Below are 16,243 nucleotides of genomic sequence, written 5' to 3'. Positions count from 1 at the left end.
CAGATGCTGCACAGGTCATGTCTCGATGCCGCCACAGCGGAAGGCTTCTGCGTTCTCTCTCTGGTGGCAGTCGATTACGCGGCCATCAGCAACGCTGCACCAGTCCCCGGTCGCTCAAGCGCCGCAAGGCGCGGCCCTGTTCGGCGACGAACAGATGCAGGCGCTGGGACAGGCCCTGGCGCAGGCACATGTGCTGCACACCGGGCCCGCGCGCGAACTGCTGCTGGCGCAACTCAAATCCAACCAACGCGCGCTTGGCAGCACTGCTGCGCGATTGACCGAGATGGCGGCCGACGGCGTGCAATTGCACCCGGCGGGCGAATGGTTGCTGGACAATTACTATCTGGTCGAAGAACAGATGCGCCTGGCGCGTCAGCATCTTCCGCCCGGTTACAGCCGGCAATTGCCGCGCGTGCGCACGCCCACCTCGGTCGGTCTGCCGCGCGTCTATGAGCTGGGCTTGCAGGTGGTGGCGCATGGCGACGGGCGCGTGGATGTCGTGACGTTGAGCCGCTTCATCGCCGCCTACCAACAGGTGGCACCGCTCAAGCTCGGCGAGTTGTGGGCGATTCCGATCATGTTGCGGCTGGCGCTGATCGACAACCTGCGCCGCATTGCCGACGACATCATGCACGATGGACGCGACAGCAGCCTGGCGGCGCATTGGGCGGCATTGCTCAACGCCACTGCCGCCACGCAACCCAAGGATGTGGTGGTGGTGGTGGCCAACCTGGCGCGCTCGCAACCGCCGGCGACCGGTGCATTCGTGGCCGAGCTCACGCGCGGCATCCAGGGCCGTGGGCCGGTGTTGTCGATGGCCAGCGCCTGGGTGGAGCAATGGCTGGCAAGCGAGGGCCACAGTGTGGAAGCGCTGGTGCACGCCGAAAGCCAGCGCCAGGCAGCCGAGCAGGTCTCGATCAGCAACAGCATCGGTAGCCTGCGGTTCCTGGATGAAATGGATTGGCGCGACTTCGTCGAGGCCATGAGCGTGGTCGAGCAGCGCTTGCGCAAGGATCCGGCCGACGTCTACGCACGTATGGATTTCCATACCCGCGATAGCTACCGGCATGTGGTGGAACAGCTGGCGCAGCGCCTGGAGCGCGACGAGCCGGCCGTGGCCGAGGCGGTGCTGCAGCTGGCGGCGCACGCAGATGCCGCGATGCCGGTGGCCAGCCACGTGGGCTATTACCTGGTGGATGCGGGATTGCCGCGGCTGCGTGCCGCGCTGCGCGACCCAGCCGCGTCAGATACGCCCACACCCCCTCGCCCGCACGCGCGTCGCGTTGCGTTGCCGGTCTACCTGTTGCCGATCGCAGCGATCGCGTTGCTGTGGACCGGCGTGCTGCTGCAGGGCGTGGGCGCAGTGCCGCCAACGCTGTGGTGGATCACCGCCGGCATCGCGCTGCTGGCCGCCAGCGAGCTGGGCATTGCGCTGGTCAACTGGGTGGCAACGTTGTGGGTGCGCCCACGTCCGTTGCCGCGCATGGACCTGCGTGCCGGCATCACGCCCGATTGCCGCACGCTGGTGGTGATGCCGAGCATGCTGGCCAGTCACGATACCATCGACGAGCTGGTCGGCGCGCTGGAGGTGCATTACCTGGCCAACCGCGACGCGCAGCTGTACTTCGCGCTGCTCACCGATTTCCTCGATGCCGGGCAAGCATCGCTGCCTGCGGACATGGCGCTGGTGGCGCACGCGGCGCAACACATCGACCGGCTCAACGCGGCCTATGCCGATGCGCACGGCGATCGTTTCTTCCTGCTGCACCGCGCACGCCAGTGGAACGCTGGCGAGGGCTGCTGGATGGGTGCAGAGCGCAAGCGCGGCAAGCTCGAAGCGCTCAACCGCCTGCTCTGCGCCGACGACGCGCGGCAGCAGGCGGCCAGCGAATTCCTGCAGGTGCAAGGCGATGTCGCCGCGCTGGTGCAGGTGCGCTATGTGATCACGCTCGATAGCGACACCCACCTGCCACGGGATGCGGCACGCGCACTGGTCGGGGCGATGTCGCATCCGTTGAATGTGCCGCGCATGGATGCGTCCGGGCAGATCGTCGAGGCCGGTTACGGCATTCTGCAGCCCGGCCTGGGCACCGGCATGAGCGAGGGCGGCGAATCGCGGTTTGCGCGCATGTTCGGCATCGAGCCCGGCATCGACCCATACACCCGCGTGGTGTCGGACGTGTATCAGGATCTGTTCGGCGAAGGCTCCTTCATCGGCAAGGGCATCTATGCGGTGGCCACCTTCGAGCAGGTGCTGGCCGGCCGCTTCCCCGACAACCGTGTGCTCAGCCATGACCTGCTGGAGGGCTGTTATGTGCGCGCCGGGTTGCTCAGCGACGTGCGGCTGTACGAACGGCATCCGCAACGCTATGCCACCGATGCCAAGCGGCGCGCGCGCTGGGTGCGTGGCGACTGGCAGTTGCTGCCGTGGCTGTTGCCGTGGGTGCCCGACCGTGGCGGCCGACGCGCGCGCAATCCGCTGTCGTGGTTGTCGCGCGGCAAATTGCTGGACAACCTGCGCCGCAGCCTGGTGGCACCAGCCGCTTTGAGTTTGTTGTTGATCGGCTGGCTGTGCTCGCCCACACCCTTGCGCTGGACGCTATGGCTGCTGGTGCTGTGGCTGCTGCCGGGGCTGTGTTCGGCGCTGTATGCACTGGCGCATCCGCCGGAGGGCCTGGGACTGCGCCATCACGCGCGCCAGGTCGGCACGGGGCTGCGTCAGCACCTGCTGCGCACCGGCGTGGTGCTGGCCTGCCTGCCATTCGAAGCCGGGCTGCAGCTGTCGGCGATCGCCCGCACCCTGGTGCGGATGTCGATCACCCGGCGCCACTTGTTGCAGTGGGCGCCGTCCAGCGAGGTGGAGCGCAGCGCGCGCAGCGGCAATGCCGAGCAACAACTGATGGCCGGCGCCGCCTGCAGTGCGGCCTTGGCGATCGCTGCGGTGGCGTGGTGGTCGCCATTGGCGTTATGGGCGGCATTGCCGCTGGGGCTGGCGTGGATGGGCGCACCCTGGCTGATGGCCTGGCTGGGCGAGCAGCCCGCCGCGCCGGTGGCACAGTTGTCGCAGGAGCAGCGCGCCTTCCTCGGTGGATTGTCGCGGCGCACCTGGGCGTTCTTCGAGAGCCATTGCACTGCGCAGCACCACTGGTTGCCGCCGGACAACGTGCAGGAGTACCCGGTCACGGTGGTGGCCAACCGTACCTCGCCGACCAATATCGGCCTGGGCCTGCTGGCCAATCTGGCCGCCTACGATCTGGGCTACCTGACGGTGGCCGGCGTGATGACCCGCGTGGCCGATACCTTGACCACGCTGGAAACGCTGCCGCGTTATCGCGGCCACTTCTACAACTGGTACGACACCGAAACGCTGGTGCCGTTGTTGCCGCGCTACGTCTCCACCGTGGACAGCGGCAACCTGGTCGGACATCTGTTGACGCTGCGGCAGGGGCTGCTGGCGCTGGTGGATGCACCGGCGGTGGCGATGGCGGTGTTCGATGGACTGGCCGATACCCTGGGCGTGCTGGCATCGCAAGCGCAGACACGCAGCGACGCCGCCGACCAGGCGCTGGACGCAATGTCGCAAACCTTGCAGAGCATCTGCAGCCAGCCCGCGCCGAGCCTGCACCAGGCCGACCAGGCGCTGCGCCTGCTGCTGGCGCAGAGCCACACGATCCTGGCGCTGATGCCGGACAGCGACGACGACGAGCCGTGGCCACAACGCTTGATCGACAGCTGCGAGGCGGCCCTGGCCGAAGTGGGCCATTGCGCAACCACGCCCGCCGGTACCGATGCGCATGCGACGCAGCCCCCTGGCGCCGCGGTCGCCACGCTGCGGCAACTCGCCGTCAGCGACCACGCACCCGGCGTGCAGGCCTGGGCCGCCGGACGCGTGCAGGAGCTGCAACGGCTTGCGCATATCGCCGGGCAGCTGGCGCAGCTGGACTACGACTTCCTCTACAACCCCGCCCAGCAGTTGCTCTCGATCGGCTACAACGTCGACGACCAGCGCCTGGATAGCGGGCATTACGATCTGCTCGCCTCCGAGGCACGCCTGGGCATCTTCGTGGCCATCGCCCAGGGCAAGCTGCCGCAGGACAGCTGGTTCGCGCTCGGGCGCACGCTCACCGACACCGGCGCCGAACCGACGCTGCTGTCGTGGAGCGGCTCGATGTTCGAGTACCTGATGCCCGATCTGGTGATGCCCAGCTACCCGCAGACGCTGCTGAGCCGCTCGATGCGCGGTGCGGTGCAGGCACAGATCCGCTACGGCACCGCACGCGCGGTACCGTGGGGGGTGTCCGAATCGGGCTACAACACGGTCGATACGCGGCGCAATTATCAGTACCGCGCGTTCGGTGTGCCCGGCCTGGGGCTCAAGCGCGGCCTGGGCCAGGATCTGGTGATCGCCCCGTATGCCAGCGCGATGGCACTGATGGTCGAACCGGATGCGGCCTGCCGCAACCTGCAGCAGCTGCAGGCGCTGGGATTCGGCGGGCGCTTCGGCTTGTACGAGGCGATCGACTACACCCCGTCGCGGGTGCCGCGTGGCGAACAGCATGCGCTGGTACGCTCGTTCATGTCGCACCACCAGGGCATGGCGCTGCTGGCGCTGGACCACGTGTTGCGCGATGCGCCGATGCAGCGGCGCTTTGTCGCCGACCCGCAGTTCCAGGCCACGGTGTTGCTGCTGCAGGAGCGCGCGCCGCGCGCCGGCGTATACGTCAAAGGCCTGGCCGACGCGGCGCAACGCCCGGTGGCCGCCGAGGCAGGCATGGCCTTGCGCATCCATCGCGACCCCAACCTGGCCCAGCCGGCGCTGCAATTGCTGTCCAACGGGCGTTACCACGGCATGCTGACCTCGGCCGGCGGTGGCTACAGCCGCGCGCGCGACATGGCGGTGACCCGCTGGCGCGAAGACGGCACCCGCGACCACTGGGGCACGTTCTGCTATCTGCGCGATGTGGACAGCGGCGCGGTGTGGTCGGCCGCGCATCAGCCCACCTGCGTACCGGTGGAGCGCTACGAGGCGATCTTTTCCGAGGCCAAGGCCGAGTTCAAGGGCAGCCACCAGCGCTACGACAGCCACCTGGAAATCGCCATTTCCGCCGAGGACGATGTGGAACTGCGCCGGCTGCGCATCCGCAACCGCTCGCGGCAGACACGCGTGATCGAAATCACCACCTACGCCGAAGTGGTGCTGGCACCGGCGCAGGCCGACGAGGCGCATCCGGCCTTCAGCAACCTGTTCGTGCAGACCGAGATCCTGGCCGACAAGCAGGCGTTGCTGTGCACGCGGCGCCCGCGCGGGCACGACGAGGCGCAGCCGTGGATGTTGCATCTGGTGGCAGTGCACGATGCCGACGTGGCGTCGATCTCCTACGAGACCGACCGCGCCGCGTTTGTGGGGCGCTGGCGCAGCACCCGCAATCCGCTGGCCCTGCACGATCAGGCCAGCCTGACCGGCGCGGCCGGCTCGGTGCTGGACCCGATCGTGGCGATCCGCTGCCGTATTTCGCTGGCACCGGATCAACAGGCGCAGGTGGACATCGTCTACGGCGTCGGCACCCAGCGCGCGGCCTGCACCGCGTTGATCGACAAGTACCGCGACCGCCGTCTGGCCGATCGCGTGTTCGACCTGGCGCTGACCCAGAGCCAGGTCACCCGCCGGCAGATCAACGCCTCGCTGGAAGACGCGATGCTCTACGAACGACTGGCCGCACGCGTGCTGTTCGTCGACCCGCAATTGCGCGCCGACAACGAGGTGCTGCTGCACAACCATCGCGGCCAGTCGGCGTTGTGGAGTCACGCCATCTCCGGCGATCTGCCGATCGTGCTGTTGCGCATCGCCGACCCGGACAATCTGGAGCTGGTGCGGCAGCTGGTGCAGGCGCACGCGTACTGGCGCCTGAAAGGCCTGCGCGCGGATCTGGTGATCTGGAACGAAAGCCAGGCCGGCTATCGGCAATCGCTGCAGGACGCCATCCTGGGCCTGATTGCCGCCGACCCGGAGGCCAATGTGCTCGACCGCTCCGGCGGCATCTTCGTGCGTGCCATCGAACACATCTCGCAGGAAGATCGCGTGCTGCTGCAAACCGTGGCGCGCGCGATCCTGAGCGATGCCAACGGCAGCCTGGACGCGCAACTGCAACGTCACCCCAGCGCACGCGCGCAGCCGCCATTGCTTGAGCCGGTGCAGCAGCCGGACAGCGTCGATCATCCGACCAGCACCCACGCCGCCTACCTGGACAACACCCTGCAGGCCGCAGCCGAGGAACCGGTGTTGTTCGACAACGGCCTGGGCGCCTTCGCTGCCGACGGCCGCGAATATCGCATCACCCTGGACGAAGGCGCGGCCACGCCGGCGCCATGGTGCAATGTGATGGCCAATGCACAGTTCGGCACGGTGGTCAGCGACAGCAGCCCCGGCTACAGCTGGGCCGAGAACGCGCACGAATTCCGGCTCACGCCTTGGCACAACGACCCGGTCGGCGATACCTCCAGCGAGGCCTTCTACCTGCGCGACGAAAGCACCGGCCAGGTGTGGTCGCCGATGGCGCTGCCGTGTCGCGGCAACGCTCGCTACACGGTGCGCCACGGTTTCGGTTACAGCGTCTACACCCATATCGAACACGGCATCGGCAGCGAGCTGTGGGTGTTCGTCGATGTGGAGCGGCCGATCAAGTTCAGCCATCTGCGGCTGAAAAATCTGTCAGGGCGCCCGCGCCGGCTCAGCGTCACCGGCTATGCGGAGTGGGTGCTGGGCGACATCCGCACACGCTCGCAGCAGCATGTGGTCAGCGAGGTGGACCTGGGCAGCAGCGTGCTGACCGCGCGCAACCCGTACAACACCGAGTTCGACGGGCGCGTGGCGTTCTTCGATGCCGATGCGCCCAGCCGCAGCATCACCGCAGACCGCAGCGAATTCATCGGGCGCAATGGCAGCCTGGCCGCGCCCGCCGCACTCGGCCGGCAACGCCTGTCCGGGCGCGTGGGTGCGGGCCTGGACCCGTGCGCGGCGATCCAGATTCCGGTGACGCTGGCGCCCGAACAGAGCTTCGAAACGGTGTTCCGCCTGGGCGCTGCAGTTGATCGCGACACCGCGCTGGCACTGGCACGCCAGAGCCGCGGGGTTGCCGCAGCGCAGGCCGCCTTGCTGGCGGTGCGCACGCAGTGGCAGCAGGTGCTGGGCAGCGTGCAGGTGAGCACGCCCGATCCGGCAGTGGACCTGCTGGCCAACGGCTGGCTGCTCTATCAGACCATCGCCTGCCGGTTCTTGGCACGCAGCGGCTACTACCAGTCCGGTGGCGCGTATGGGTTCCGCGACCAGCTGCAGGACAGCATGGCAATGGTGCACGCGCAGCCGGCGCTGGCCCGCACGCATCTGCTGCGCTGCGCTGCGCATCAGTTCGCGCAGGGCGATGTGCAGCATTGGTGGCATCCGCCGCAGGACCGCGGCGTGCGCACGCAGTGCTCGGACGATTTTCTGTGGTTGCCGCAGGCGCTGTGCCGCTATCTGGACGTCACCGCAGATGCCAGCGTGCTGGACGAGCGGGTGAGCTTTATCGACGGGCGCGCCCTCAAGCCCGACGAGGAATCGTATTACGACCTGCCACAGATCAGCGGCAACATGCAGTCGCTGTACGCGCACTGCGTGCTTGCCCTGCAGCGCGGCATGGCACGGCTGGGCGAGCGCGGCCTGCCGCTGATCGGCAGCGGCGACTGGAACGACGGCATGAACCGGGTCGGCAAGGACGGCAAGGGCGAGAGCGTGTGGCTGGGCTTTTTCCTCTACGACGCGTTGCTGCGCTTTTCCGCCGTGGCCGTGCAGCACGACGATGCGGCATTCGCGGCGACCTGCCGCACGCATGCGCAGGCCTTGCGCACCGCGCTGGAACAGCATGCCTGGGATGGGCAGTGGTACCGGCGGGCCTGGTTCGACGACGGCACGCCGCTGGGTTCGAGCGCTTCGGACGAATGCCGCATCGATTCGCTGTCGCAGAGTTGGGCGGTGCTGTCCGGCGCGATGGACCCGGCACGCAGTGCACAGGCGATGGACGCGATGCACCAGCAGCTGGTGGATGCCGACGCCGGGATCGTCAAGCTGCTGGTGCCCCCGTTCGATCGCACCGGGCACGACCCCGGCTATATCCGCGGTTACGTCCCGGGCGTGCGCGAAAACGGCGGCCAGTACACGCATGCGGCGGTGTGGGCGACGATGGCCTTCGCCCACCGCGGCGACAGCGCGCGCGCCTGGCAACTGGCCGGCCTGATCAACCCGATCCACCACGCCCGCGACGCGGCGGGCATGCAACGCTACAAGGCCGAACCCTATGTGCTGGCCGCCGATGTCTACGCGGTGGCGCCGCACGCCGGCCGCGGCGGCTGGAGCTGGTATACCGGCGCCGCCGGCTGGATGTACCGGCTGCTGACCGAATCGCTGCTCGGCCTGCAGCGCCATGGCGCGCGCATGCACATCGCCCCGTGCATCCCGGCCGGCTGGCCGGGCTACCAGTTGCGCTACCGCTTCGGCAGCAGCACCTATGTCATCGACGTCACCCAACGCCCGGGCATCGAGGCGCGGCTGGAGATCGACGGCGTGACACAGGCCGAGCTGGCTTTCACTCTGGTTGACGACGGCGCGGTCCACGCTGTGGCACTGGACTGGCCGGCAGACGCGACATGAGCACACGCAGACACACCCATACCAGCCATCAACTCGCCGACCTGGGCAAGATGCTGTCGGTCTGGCCGCAGCGGGTGCGCGACCCCAGCCAGTTCTGGCAGCAGTTCGACGCCTTGGCCAAAGGCATCCTGGATGAGGCCGCCGCAGCCGATCTGCAGCGGGTGCAACGCCGCCTGCGGCAGCTGCTGCACCGTCACGGACTGACGCGTACGCGGTAAGCGCGCCGGCAATCTGCACGGCACCATCTGCTTTGCCACAGCTGCGCGCTGGCTGCGCATGGGCTCGGCCCCTGCGTGCAGCGGCTTCCCGCATCCCGGCGGGCACACGACCTGCACGCTGGCAGGACCGTCGGGGCTGGCCGAAGACGTGCAGGTGCAGGCGCGCATGGCGCAGCGACCGCACGTGCCTTGCGCTGGCGGCCGTTGCCGGAAGGTTTGTCGTGGAGTCGTCCCTAAATCGAGGTCATCGCCAGAGGCTGGATCATTCCGGTCACGCAAGAAAATCTAACCCTGCGTCCCGGGTAGCGGCAGGGCATGGCGTGCCTGGCACCACGGCGCGGGCAGCGGGCAGTCTTCATGCCACGCCAACAACGCTTTCTTCACGCTTGCGCCATTCTTCCGCTGGAGATCCCCGATGATCCGCACCCTCGCCCCGCTCGCTGCCGTGTTGTTGCTCTCGGCCTGTGCCTCCAACCAGGTCGTGCAGGTACAGCCCATCGACGGTGTCATCTCCGGCCAGTGCCATATCGACAAGGTGCGCGGCGCGGTCGGCCTGGCCGCGGCGACGCAGACCATCGAACGTGCGCGCGTGGACAGCGACAGCCTGCAGGTCAGCGTGCGCCGCGGCGAACGCGCCACCGGCGGCACCACCGCCAGCGGCCTGGCCGACCCGGCTCAGGGCGCCAGCGAAAGCGGTGGCGATCACCTCACCGTCGAGACCGGCCCGAACAACAACATCACCGCGATCTACTGCGGCTGAGCGGGACGCTGGTCCGGCGGCCGCATGCGCGGCGGCTGTTTGCAGGTCTTCGGGCCTGTCGCCGCCGCGGCACTCACTTCCGCTTCGATGCAGCTTTTGCCGGCGTCTTCAGTTTGCCGCGCGAGGTGGTCAGGAATTTCAGCGTCGCCGCCTCCCATTGACGTTCGCCACGCACGCCGGTGGCCATGGCCTGCAACTGACCGGCGCGCCAGCCTTCGAACACGCACGGGTCGATATACGCCTTGCGACATACCGAGGGCGTATTGCCCAGCGCATCGGCCACTTCGCGGATGACATCGTTCTGCACCTGGGTCAGCGCGCGTTCGCTGATGCGCTCTGGCAGCGGCAAGCGTGCCAGACGTTGCAATGCCGCCAGCGTGCCGCCCCAGGTGCGGAAGTCCTTGGCGGTGAAATCCTCGCCCATCGCCTCGCGCAGGTAGTCGTTGACCTCACCCGAATCCACCGGCTGCAGCTGGCCGTCGTCGTCGCGATACTGAAACAACGATTGTCCCGGCAATTGCTGGCATTGCCGGATCAGTTTGACCAGCTGCTTGTCGTCCACTTCGATCTCGTGATCCTGGCCGCTCTTGCCGCGGAACTTCAGCCGCGCACGTCCGCCGCGCAGGAACTCCATGTGCCGGTTGCGCAACGTGGTCAGCCCATAGGAACGGTTGCTGCGCGCATATTCGGCATTGCCCACACGTACCAGGGTGTCGGCCAGCAACGCCACCACGATCGCCAACACCTTCTCGCGCGGAAATCCCGGCAGGACCAGATCGCGGCGCAGGCGTCGCCGCAGTTTCGGCAATGCGGTGCCGAAGGCAATCACCCGTTCGAACTTGCCCTCGCCACGCACCTGCGCCCAGTCGGCGTGGTAGCGGTACTGCTTGCGCCTGCGCGCATCGCGGCCGGTGGCCTGCAGATGGCCATTGGGCTTGGCGCAGATCCACACCTCGGTATACGCCGGCGGAATGGCCAGCGCGCGGATGCGTTGCAAGGTGTCGGCATCGGCCACGCGTTGCCCGTCCGCGCTGCGGTAACTGAAGCTCTTGCCGGCCTTGCGGCGGCTGATGCCGGGCTGCTGATCGTTGACGTAAGTCAGCCCGGCCGCGCGCGCGGTGGCCTTTGCCTGTGCGACTGCGGCCACGCTCGCCACCGCGGCCGTGGCGGCCACTGCGCCGGCGGCAACGGTGACCAGCTTGCCGGCGGCGCCGACACCGTCTGCAGCATTGCGAAGAATACGTTTGGCTTTCATTGCGCGCCGATTGAAGGACAGGCGTCGATTGTTGAGCCAGGCAGGACTAGGCTGCGTCAACGCTACGCCAACGCCATGTGGGCAAGCGATGCCCGCGAGCGGTTTTGTGCTTATGCTTGGGCTTCCCCAACTGTGCTGGAGCTATCGATGCGCGCTGTCCTGCCTACCGTCCACCTGGCCTGTACCCTGGTCGTGCTGGCGGCATTGACTGCCTGCGGCTCGCCGCAACCGGACGAGCAGGAAGCCGTCTCCACCAAGGCCCAGCAAGCCGCCGAACAAGCGGCCGCACCAGCGCCGGCCGCCGCACCCGAAGCGCCGCCGATCGGCAGCTGCGATGCCACCCAGGTGCAATCGCTGGTGGGCCAGGCGCTGACCGATGCGGTGAGCGAACAGGCCCGCAACGATGCCGGCGCCAAATCTGTACGCGTGCTCAAACCCGGTCAGATGACCACGATGGAGTTCAATGGCGAGCGGCTCAATCTGGAAGTGGATGCCAAGAACGTAATCGCCTCCGTGCGTTGCGGCTGAGCACACGTTGGCGCCTGTTGGCGAACAGACGCCGAGCCAGCTGGCACAAGGCCTTGCGGCTACCCTCGTTGCAGCTGTAACGGTGTATTGCGGCACCGCATCAACTGTGGTCTAGTCGATCATCCGGTGACCTCTTCGAAACGCTCCACGGATCGAGCGCTGCAACGTCGTCGCCGCTCTCCCAGATCGCAAAGAGGCAGACATGGCCCCCCGCACTCGCCAAGGGCTCAACGACCACGGTCTCTACAACAGCGCGCGCGACGAGCGCGACGCCTGTGGTTTCGGCATGGTCGCCCAGTTGGACGACCAACCTTCCCGCTCGCTGGTGGACACCGCGATTGCGGCGCTCTCGCGCATGACCCACCGCGGCGGCGTGGCGGCCGACGGGCTCACCGGCGATGGCTGCGGTCTGCTGATCCGCAAACCCGATGCGTTCCTGCGCGGGCTGGCGCGCGATGCCGGCATTCCCCTGGGCACGCGCTACGCGGCCGGTGTGGTGTTCCTGCCGCTGGACGAGGCCGATGCCGCACGTTGTCGCACCGAACTGGAAACCCAGTTGCATGGCGCCGGCGTGCAGTTCCGCGGCTGGCGCGTGGTGCCCACCGACGACAGCGTCTGCGGCCAGCTGGCACGCGCCACCTTGCCGCGCATCGAACAGGTATTCGTCGATGCCGGCGCCGAACAGAGCGAAGACAGCTTCACCCTGGCGCTGTTCCTGGCGCGCCGCCGCGCCGAGCAGGCATTGCGCGAAGTGGAGAACTTCTACGTCACCACGCTCTCGCCCAACGGCATCAGCTACAAGGGCATGGTGCTGCCGGACAAGCTGAGCACGTTCTACCCGGACCTGCAGCGCAGCGACCTGTCCTCCAGCGCGATTGTCTTTCACCAGCGGTTTTCCACCAACACGCTGCCACGCTGGCCGCTGGCGCATCCGTTCCGGCTGCTTGCCCATAACGGCGAGATCAACACCATCGAAGGCAACCGCCGCTGGGCGCAGGCGCGCAGCAAGGTGTGGCAGACCCCGCGTTTCGATATCGCGCAGTTCGACCCGGTGATCTCCATGCACGGCTCGGACTCGCAGAGCCTGGACAACATGCTCGAGCTGCTGATCGCCGGTGGCATGGACCTGCTGCAGGCGCTGCGCATCCTGGTGCCGCCGGCGACCCAGTCGCTGGAGTTCAAGGACGCCGACCTGGCCGCCTTCTATGAGTTCTACGGCCTCAACACCGAGCCGTGGGACGGCCCGGCCGGCATCGTCGCCTGCGACGGCCGCTATGCCGCCTGCATGCTCGACCGCAACGGCCTGCGCCCGGCGCGCTGGATGCTGACCTCCGACCGCCATTTCCTGGTGGCCTCCGAGGCCGGCGTGTGGGAACTGCCGGCCGAGCGCATCACCCGCAAGGGCAAGCTGGGCCCGGGCGAGATGATGGCGATCGATCTCAAGCGCGGCGACCTGCTGGACTCGGACGCCATCGACCGCATCAACCGTGCGCGCGCGCCGTACAAGCAATGGCTGCAACAGGGCGTGACCTATCTGCAGACCGAACTGATCGACCCCTCGCTGGTGGAGGAACCCTTCAGCGAGCAGACCCTGCGCAGCTACCACAAGCTGTTCCAGCTCAGCACCGAGGAAGTGGAGCAGATCCTGCGCCCGCTGGCCGAGACCGAGCAGGAAGCCACCGGCTCGATGGGCGACGACACCCCGATGGCGGTGCTCAGCCGCCAGACCCGGCCGCTGTACGACTATTTCCGCCAGGCCTTCGCGCAGGTCACCAATCCCCCGATCGACCCACTGCGCGAAGGCATAGCGATGTCGCTCACCACCCAGCTCGGCAAGGAGACCAACATCTTCCATGCCGGCGCCGAGACGGTGAACCACGTCATCCTCAACTCGCCGGTGCTCAGCCAGCGCAAGCTGCGCCAGCTGCTGAAGATGGAGCAGTACGTCGAGCGCAACCGGCTGATCGACCTGTCCTACAGCGTGGAGGAAGGCCTCAAGGCCGGCCTGGAACGGATCTGCCAGGAAGTGGAAGCGGCCGCGCGCGCTGGCGCCGTCATGCTGCTGCTGTCAGACCGTTACCCGGTGCCGGACCGGCCGATGGCGCATGCGCTGCTGGCCACCGGCGCGGTGCACCACCACCTGTGCAAGGTGGGCCTGCGCTGCGACGTCAACCTGATCATCGAAACCGGCACCGCGCGCGATGCCCACCACATGGCCTGCCTGCTCGGCTTCGGCGCCACCGCGGTGTACCCGTATCTGGCCTACCAGACGCTGTTCGACCTGGGCCGGCGCGGCATCCTGCAGCTGAGCAAGGGTGGCGAGCAGTCGCAGATCGGCCGCCGCTACCGCAAGGGCATCTACAAGGGCCTGTCCAAGATCATCTCCAAGATGGGCATCTGCACCATCGCCAGTTATCGCGGCGCGCAGTTGTTCGAGATCGTCGGGCTGGACCCGGACGTGGTGGAGCTGTGCTTTGCCGAGACGCCCGCGCGCATCGGCGGCGTGGGCCTGGCGCGGCTGGACACCGAGGCGCGCGAGCTCACCGCGCGCGCCTGGAACGACCAGCTCAAGCCGGAGGTGGGCGGCCTGCTCAAGTACGTGCACGGCGGCGAGTACCACATGTACAACCCCGATGTGGTCATGACGCTGCAGCGCGCCACCCGCACCGGCGATGCCGGCGACTGGCAGAAGTACGTCGACGCGGTGCATTCGCGCCCGGCCTCCACGCTGCGCGATCTGGTCCAGCTCAAGCGTGCCGCCACCCCGACCCCGCTGGACGAGGTGGCGCCGGCCGAAGACGTGTTGCGCCGCTTCGACACCGCCGCGATCAGCCTGGGCGCGCTGTCGCCCGAAGCGCACGAAGCGCTGGCCATCGCCATGAACCGCCTGGGCGGACGCAGTAACTCGGGCGAAGGCGGCGAAGACCCGGCCCGCTATGGCACCGAGAAGCGCTCCAAGATCAAGCAGGTGGCCTCGGGCCGTTTCGGCGTGACCCCGGAGTACCTGGTCAACGCCGAAGTGCTGCAGATCAAGGTCGCCCAGGGCGCCAAGCCCGGCGAAGGCGGTCAGCTGCCCGGGCACAAGGTCAACGAGCTGATCGCGCGGTTGCGCTACGCCAAGCCCGGCATCGGCCTGATCAGCCCGCCACCGCACCACGACATCTATTCGATCGAGGATCTGGCCCAGCTGATCTACGACCTCAAGCAGGTCAATCCGACCGCACTGGTGTCGGTGAAGCTGGTCGCGCACGCCGGCGTCGGCACGATTGCCGCCGGCGTGGTCAAGGCCGGTGCCGACCTGATCACCGTGTCCGGCCACGACGGCGGCACCGGGGCCAGCCCGGTCAGCTCGATCCGCTATGCCGGCGTGCCGTGGGAACTGGGCGTGGCCGAGTCGCACCAGGCGCTGGTGGCCAACGACCTGCGCGATCGCACCATCCTGCAGACCGATGGCGGGCTGAAGACCGGCCTGGACGTGGTCAAGGCCGCGTTGCTGGGCGCCGACAGCTTCGGCTTCGGCACCGCGCCGATGATCGTGCTGGGCTGCAAGTACCTGCGCATCTGCCACCTCAACAACTGCGCCACCGGCGTGGCCACCCAGGACGAACGCCTGCGTGCGGGCTATTTCACCGGCCTGCCGGAGCGCGTGGAGCATTTCTTCCGCCTGCTGGCCGAAGAGGTGCGCCAGTGGCTGTCCTACCTGGGCGTGCGCTCGCTGGACGACATCGTCGGCCGCACCGACCTGCTCCAACAGCTGGAGGTCTCGCCGCGTGCCGGGGTCAAGGTCGACCTGTCGCGCCTGCTGACGCATGCGCGCTACGACGGCAGCCACTGCGCCGCCCAGCGCCTGTACGAATCGCCCGACAGCCTGGCCACGCAGATGGACGGCCTGCTCGCCGATGCGATCGCCAACAAGCGCGGCGGCGACCACCGCTTCCTGATCCACAACACCGACCGCTCGATCGGCGCGCGCCTGTCCGGCGCCATCGCGCGCGTGCACGGCAACCACGGCATGAGCGATGCGCCGTTGAACCTGCGCTTCCGCGGCACCGCCGGGCAGAGCTTCGGCGCGTTCAACGCCGGTGGCCTGCAGCTGGAGCTGGAAGGCGAGGCCAACGACTACGTCGGCAAGGGCATGGCCGGCGGCCGGCTGGTGGTGCGCCCGCCGCGCGGGGCGCGCTTCGAGGCGCGTAGCACGCCGATCGTGGGCAACACCTGCCTGTACGGTGCCACCGGCGGCGAGCTGTTCGCGGCCGGGCGGGCGGGCGAGCGCTTTGCGGTACGCAACTCCGGCGCGCTGGCAGTGGTGGAAGGCGCAGGCGACCACTGCTGCGAGTACATGACCGACGGTGTGGTGCTGGTGCTGGGCAAGGTCGGCCTGAACTTCGGCGCCGGTTTCACCGGCGGGCTGGCCTACGTGCTGGATATCGAACGCGACTTCGTGGACCGCTACAACCACGAACTGATCGACATCCACCGCGTGTCCGCCGAGGGCTTCGAGAACCATCGCCAGCACCTGCACACCCTGATCAGCCGCCACCGCGAGCTGACCGGCAGCATCTGGGCGCAGCAGATCCTGGACGAGTTCCGCGACTACATCGGCAAGTTCTGGCTGGTCAAACCCAAGGCCGCCAGCATCGAGTCGCTGACTGAGTCACTCAGGCGTGCCGCCTGAGTGACGGGATTGGGGAGTCGGGATTGGGGATTGGTTCGCGCCCTGGTTTGGTCGCCCATCGTGGCGAGCCCCGGACACTCCAATCCCTGATCTCGTCCTCCAGCGTCGTGATTGTTTGTTCGAG

The 16,243-nt window shown here is 67.9% G+C and carries 6 protein-coding genes; 5 read left to right on the top strand and 1 reads right to left on the bottom strand.

Annotation, left to right across the window (positions count from 1 at the left end):
- Positions 1-25 precede the first annotated feature (25 nt).
- The 3 genes from XarjCFBP7645_RS06490 (at position 26) to XarjCFBP7645_RS06475 (ending at position 9,661) form a co-directional block, all read left to right on the top strand.
- Positions 26-8,683: a glycoside hydrolase family 94 protein gene (locus tag XarjCFBP7645_RS06490; RefSeq protein ID WP_104536624.1), complete on the top strand. Its 8,658-nt coding sequence runs from the start codon at positions 26-28 to the stop codon at positions 8,681-8,683.
- The gene (locus tag XarjCFBP7645_RS06485; protein ID WP_104535330.1) at positions 8,680-8,901 is read left to right on the top strand and encodes a hypothetical protein; all 222 of its coding nucleotides are present in this window, start codon (positions 8,680-8,682) and stop codon (positions 8,899-8,901) included. Before XarjCFBP7645_RS06490 ends, XarjCFBP7645_RS06485 begins: the two co-directional genes overlap by 4 nt.
- A 415-nt stretch (positions 8,902-9,316) precedes the next feature.
- A complete protein-coding gene (locus tag XarjCFBP7645_RS06475) occupies positions 9,317-9,661 on the top strand; it encodes a hypothetical protein (protein WP_104536623.1) in 345 nt (114 codons plus the stop codon).
- Positions 9,662-9,734: 73 nt separating this feature from the next.
- Here XarjCFBP7645_RS06475 and XarjCFBP7645_RS06470 read toward each other — a convergent pair whose 3' ends face one another.
- Positions 9,735-11,006 (bottom strand): DNA topoisomerase IB, encoded by a 1,272-nt coding sequence (locus XarjCFBP7645_RS06470; RefSeq protein ID WP_181126229.1) that lies wholly within the window; start codon positions 11,004-11,006, stop codon positions 9,735-9,737.
- 57 nt (positions 11,007-11,063) lie between these two features.
- On the opposite strand from XarjCFBP7645_RS06470, the gene XarjCFBP7645_RS06465 reads away from it, so the two are divergent.
- Positions 11,064-11,444 (top strand): I78 family peptidase inhibitor, encoded by a 381-nt coding sequence (locus tag XarjCFBP7645_RS06465; protein WP_104536621.1) that lies wholly within the window; start codon positions 11,064-11,066, stop codon positions 11,442-11,444.
- Positions 11,445-11,646: 202 nt separating this feature from the next.
- The gene (gene gltB / locus XarjCFBP7645_RS06460) at positions 11,647-16,119 is read left to right on the top strand and encodes a glutamate synthase large subunit (protein ID WP_104536620.1); all 4,473 of its coding nucleotides are present in this window, start codon (positions 11,647-11,649) and stop codon (positions 16,117-16,119) included.
- The last annotated feature ends 124 nt before the right edge of the window (positions 16,120-16,243 follow it).

It is taken from the genome of Xanthomonas arboricola (assembly GCF_002940665.1).
Classification (GTDB): Bacteria; Pseudomonadota; Gammaproteobacteria; order Xanthomonadales; family Xanthomonadaceae; genus Xanthomonas; species Xanthomonas arboricola_B.
Note: the sequence above shows the minus strand (reverse complement) of the source record. Positions and strands in the feature narration are given on the sequence as shown.